The sequence below is a fragment of the Planctomycetota bacterium genome, assembly GCA_035574235.1.
In the GTDB taxonomy this organism is placed as follows: Bacteria; Planctomycetota; MHYJ01; order MHYJ01; family JACPRB01; genus DATLZA01.
Map to the genome: position 1 here is coordinate 1 of DATLZA010000161.1, position 3650 is coordinate 3650.

Genomic DNA, 3650 nt, shown 5'->3' on the forward strand with positions numbered 1-3650 from the left:
CTCCCGTCATCCGCGACTCCCCATCCTCGATGTATCCGGGACAGGAAGGCCCTTCCCCGCCCGGCTCTATGTGGAAAACGCTCCCGAATCCGCAATCGCCCGGAAAATCCGCAGTTGCCTGAATTATAGCCGCGCCCCATGCCTCCCTCAATAGAAAGGCGGGACCGGGACCGCCGAAGCTCTCTATTTCGGGGTGGGCCGGCGGATCAGCCGCCGCACGGCGTCTAGAAATTCCTGCGGCGTGAACGGCTTGTAAAGGACCGCGTCGGCGCCCCAGGGGGCCCCGGGCCCTTCCTCCGGAACGGCCAGAAAGAGGACGGGCGTTCCCTCCTGACCGGGCCTCCGGCGCAGGTACCGCACGAACGCCTTCCCGCGCACCGAGGGAATGCGGATGTCCGCGATCGCCAGATCGTAAGGCCCCTCTCCCTCGGCCAGAGCGGCCTCCGGGCCTCCGAACGCTTCCACCTCGAACCCTTCCCGAAGGAGAACCCGCTCGACCACAAGCCGGAGCAGCTCATCGTCCTCCACCAGAAGGGCCACCCGCCGCGCCCGGCCCGCCGGGCTGCGCCGTCCGGACAATGCGTCGCGCAGACACCCGAGCAGCCGGTCCAGCGGCCCCCGGAGACGATCCCCCTCCAGGGCGCGCTCCACGTCCCGAACCGCCTCCGCAATCCCCGGAAGAGCCGCCGCGTCCGCCTCCCGAAGCGCCCGCGCGATTTTCAGGACGGCCCCGGCGCTCTCCTTGAAGGCGTTCAGAAAGGTCGCCCGGGCGGACTCCAGCGCCTCGACCCACTCTCCAAGACGCGATTCGAGGTCTTCGCGCTCGCCGGGACGCCCAGGACGTTTCATGCTCACGGACCCTGAAGCGCAAGTTCCGTGCCAGATGAAACGCGGGGCGAAGGAGGGCGAATCTTTCAATATTGTTGCAAAACGTTACGAACCTGAAGCTTCCAGGCCCGCCGCCCGCGCCGCCGACAGGAATTCGAAGTAGCGATAGGGGACCCCATGGCGGCGGTGGAGATCCCGAATCCGGGCGTGATAGCGCTCGTAGAGGGGTCCCATGGCGGGGGCGTACCCCGCGTCGCAGAAGAAAATACGGCAGCCGAGCATGCGGTAGGGACGCACTCCACACAAGCCCCCTTGAAGGAAGGGGCAGACGCCCTCGGGCCGCGGAGACGGTCTCGGCGCATGCCGGAGGAGGTATTCGAACTCAATGGGCGTGGTCCAGAGCTCGTGCCCGAATTCGCGGAACCGGCAACACCGCCCCGAAAGCTCGCATCGCGGACGGAGCGCGGCCAGCTCCCGATCGAGGTCTCGATAGATTTCCTCGAGCTCCCGGAAGGCGGCGGCGCGGTCCATGCCCCACCCTCACGCCGGCGCCGCGAGCGCCGCTTTCGTCGATTCGACGGCGATGCCGACCAGCCGCTCGAGCTCGCGCTCGGAGATCGAAAGCGGAGGCATGAGCACGATCACGTCCCCGAGCGGGCGCAGAATCGCGCCGCGGCGGCGGGCCTCGAGGGCCACGCGGTGCCCCATCCGCCGTGCGGGGGCGAACGGAGTCTTGCGCGCGGGATCCTCCACCAGTTCGATCCCCGCGATCATCCCGCACTGCCGGATGTCCCCCACCTGCTCGATCTCGTAGAACTCCTGGAGCAGATTCCCGAGAAGGTGGATCTTCCGGGGCAGCTTCTCCAGCACGCGGTCCTTGCGGAAGAGATCGAGCGACGCCCGCGCCGCGGCGCACGCCAGCGGGTTGCCCGTGTACGTGTGGCCGTGAAAGAACGTGCGGCGGTCTTCGACGTCCCCGAGGAACCCTTCGTAGACGCGCTCGGTCGTCAGCGTCGCCGCCAGGGGAAGATATCCCGCCGCCAGGCCCTTGGAGATCGCCAGGAAGTCGGGCGTCACCCCTTCATGCTCGCAGGCGAACATCTTCCCGGTGCGCCCGAAGCCCGTCATGACCTCGTCGGCGATGAGAAAGACGCCGTACCGGTCGCACAGATGGCGAAGCCCGGTGAGAAACCCCGGCGGCTGGACGATCATGCCGCCGGCCCCCTGAATGAGAGGTTCCACCACGACCCCCGCCACCTCGCGGGCGTGGGTCCGCAGGATCGCCTCGATGTCCTGGATGCAATGCTTCCCGCAGTCCGCCAGCGTCGAGGCCCGGTCGCACCGGTAGGAGTACGTCGTCGGGGCCTTGATCGTCGGAAAGAGCAGCGGCTTGAAGACGCCGTGGTAAAGCTCGATCCCGCCGAGGCTGACCGCCCCCACCGTGTCCCCGTGGTAGCCGGCGTCCAGGGTGACGAACTTCGTGCGTCCGGGCTGACCGTTCTGGCGCCAGTACTGAAACGCCATCTTGAGCGCCACCTCGACGGCGGTGGATCCGTTGTCCGAGTAAAAAACGCGGGTGAGCCCCCGGGGCGCGATCTCGACGAGCCGCTCGGCCAGCTCGATCGCGGGCGGGTTCGTGAGGCCCAGGAACGTCGCATGCGCCACCCGGTCGAGCTGACGCTTCATCGCGGCGTTGATCTCCCGCCGCGCGTGCCCGTGGATGTTGCACCACAGGCTCGAGACGCCGTCCAGATACTTGCGTCCGTCCGCGTCCACGAGATACGGGCCCCGCCCGGAAACGATGACGGGGAAATCCTCCTCCATCCACAGCTTCTGCTGGGTGAAGGGGTGCCAGAGAACGCGGCGGTCCCGCACGCGCCAGGAATCAGATTTTTTTGAGGGCATCGAGAAGCGCCTCGACATGTTCGGGTTCGTGCATCGCCGTCACCGTGATCCTCAGCCGCGCGGTCCCCGGCGGAACGGTCGGGGGCCGGATGGCGGGGACGAAAAAGCCCAGCTCCCGCAGCCGTTCGGACGCGCCCAGCGCGGCTTCGTTTTCGCCCAGGATCACGGTCCGGATCGGCGTCTCCGAACCCAGCCGCCGCATGTTCTCCCGCAGCCGGCGCCGGGCTTCGTCCGCGGACCGGATGAGCCGCAGCGCCTCGAGCGCCGCCGCGCAGGCCGCCGGCGGAGGCGCGGTCGTGAAAAGAAACGTCCGCGCGCGGCTCCGGACGAGCTCCACCAGATCCGCCGGCCCCACGACGAACCCCCCTACCCCGCCGGCCGCCTTGGAGAAATTGCCCGTCTGGACCGCAATCCCCAGAGTTCCCCGCCCCTCCGGCCCGAAGACGCCCAGGCCGTGGACGTCGTCCACGACGAGATCCGCCCCCAGGCGGCCGAGCTCCTCCAGGGGCGCCCGGTCCCCGTCCATGCTGAAGACGGTGTCCGTCACGATCATCTTGTGCGGAGCGTCCTCCTCCGCCAGAAGACGGGCCGCCGCGGCGGCGTCCCGGTGGGGATACACCCGCACCCGCGCCCGGGAGAGGCGGCAGGCGTCGATGAGGCTCGCGTGATTGAGCGCGTCGGAGAGGATCAGAGTCTCCCGATCGGCGATCGAAGTGATCAGGCCCACGTTGGCGGCGTAGCCGGAAGAGAAGACGAGCGCCGCCGGCGCCCCCTTGAATTCCGCCACCGCCTCCTCGAGGGCCGCGTGCCACCGTGTCGTGCCCGCCAGCGCCCGCGAGGATCCCGCGCCCCAGCCGAACTCTTCGGCCGCCCGGCGGGCCGCTTCGGCGAGGCGGGGATCCCGGCCGATCCCGAGG

At 69.0% G+C, this 3650-nt stretch carries 4 protein-coding genes; all 4 read right to left on the reverse strand.

Annotated elements, in window-relative coordinates:
- Nucleotides 1-183: 183 nt before the first annotated feature.
- Nucleotides 184-849 (reverse strand): response regulator, encoded by a 666-nt coding sequence (locus VNO22_15030; GenBank protein ID HXG62681.1) that lies wholly within the window; start codon nt 847-849, stop codon nt 184-186.
- Nucleotides 850-933: 84 nt separating this feature from the next.
- Nucleotides 934-1359, reverse strand: coding sequence for a hypothetical protein (locus VNO22_15035; protein ID HXG62682.1), 426 nt, complete (start codon nt 1357-1359; stop codon nt 934-936).
- 9 nt (nt 1360-1368) lie between these two features.
- A complete protein-coding gene (gene bioA / locus VNO22_15040) occupies nt 1369-2733 on the reverse strand; it encodes an adenosylmethionine--8-amino-7-oxononanoate transaminase (protein ID HXG62683.1) in 1365 nt (454 codons plus the stop codon).
- Nucleotides 2714-3650: aminotransferase class I/II-fold pyridoxal phosphate-dependent enzyme (locus VNO22_15045; protein ID HXG62684.1), on the reverse strand; the 937-nt coding region annotated here is incomplete at its 5' end. The genes VNO22_15045 and bioA, both read right to left, overlap by 20 nt.

Excerpts from the sequence above, each read along its gene's own strand:
- VNO22_15030 (HXG62681.1), bottom strand. The coding sequence starts at position 849 with ATGAAACGTCCTGGGCGTCCCGGCGAGCGCGAAGACCTCGAATCGCGT.
- VNO22_15035 (HXG62682.1), bottom strand. The coding sequence starts at position 1,359 with ATGGACCGCGCCGCCGCCTTCCGGGAGCTCGAGGAAATCTATCGAGAC.
- bioA (HXG62683.1), bottom strand. The coding sequence starts at position 2,733 with ATGCCCTCAAAAAAATCTGATTCCTGGCGCGTGCGGGACCGCCGCGTT.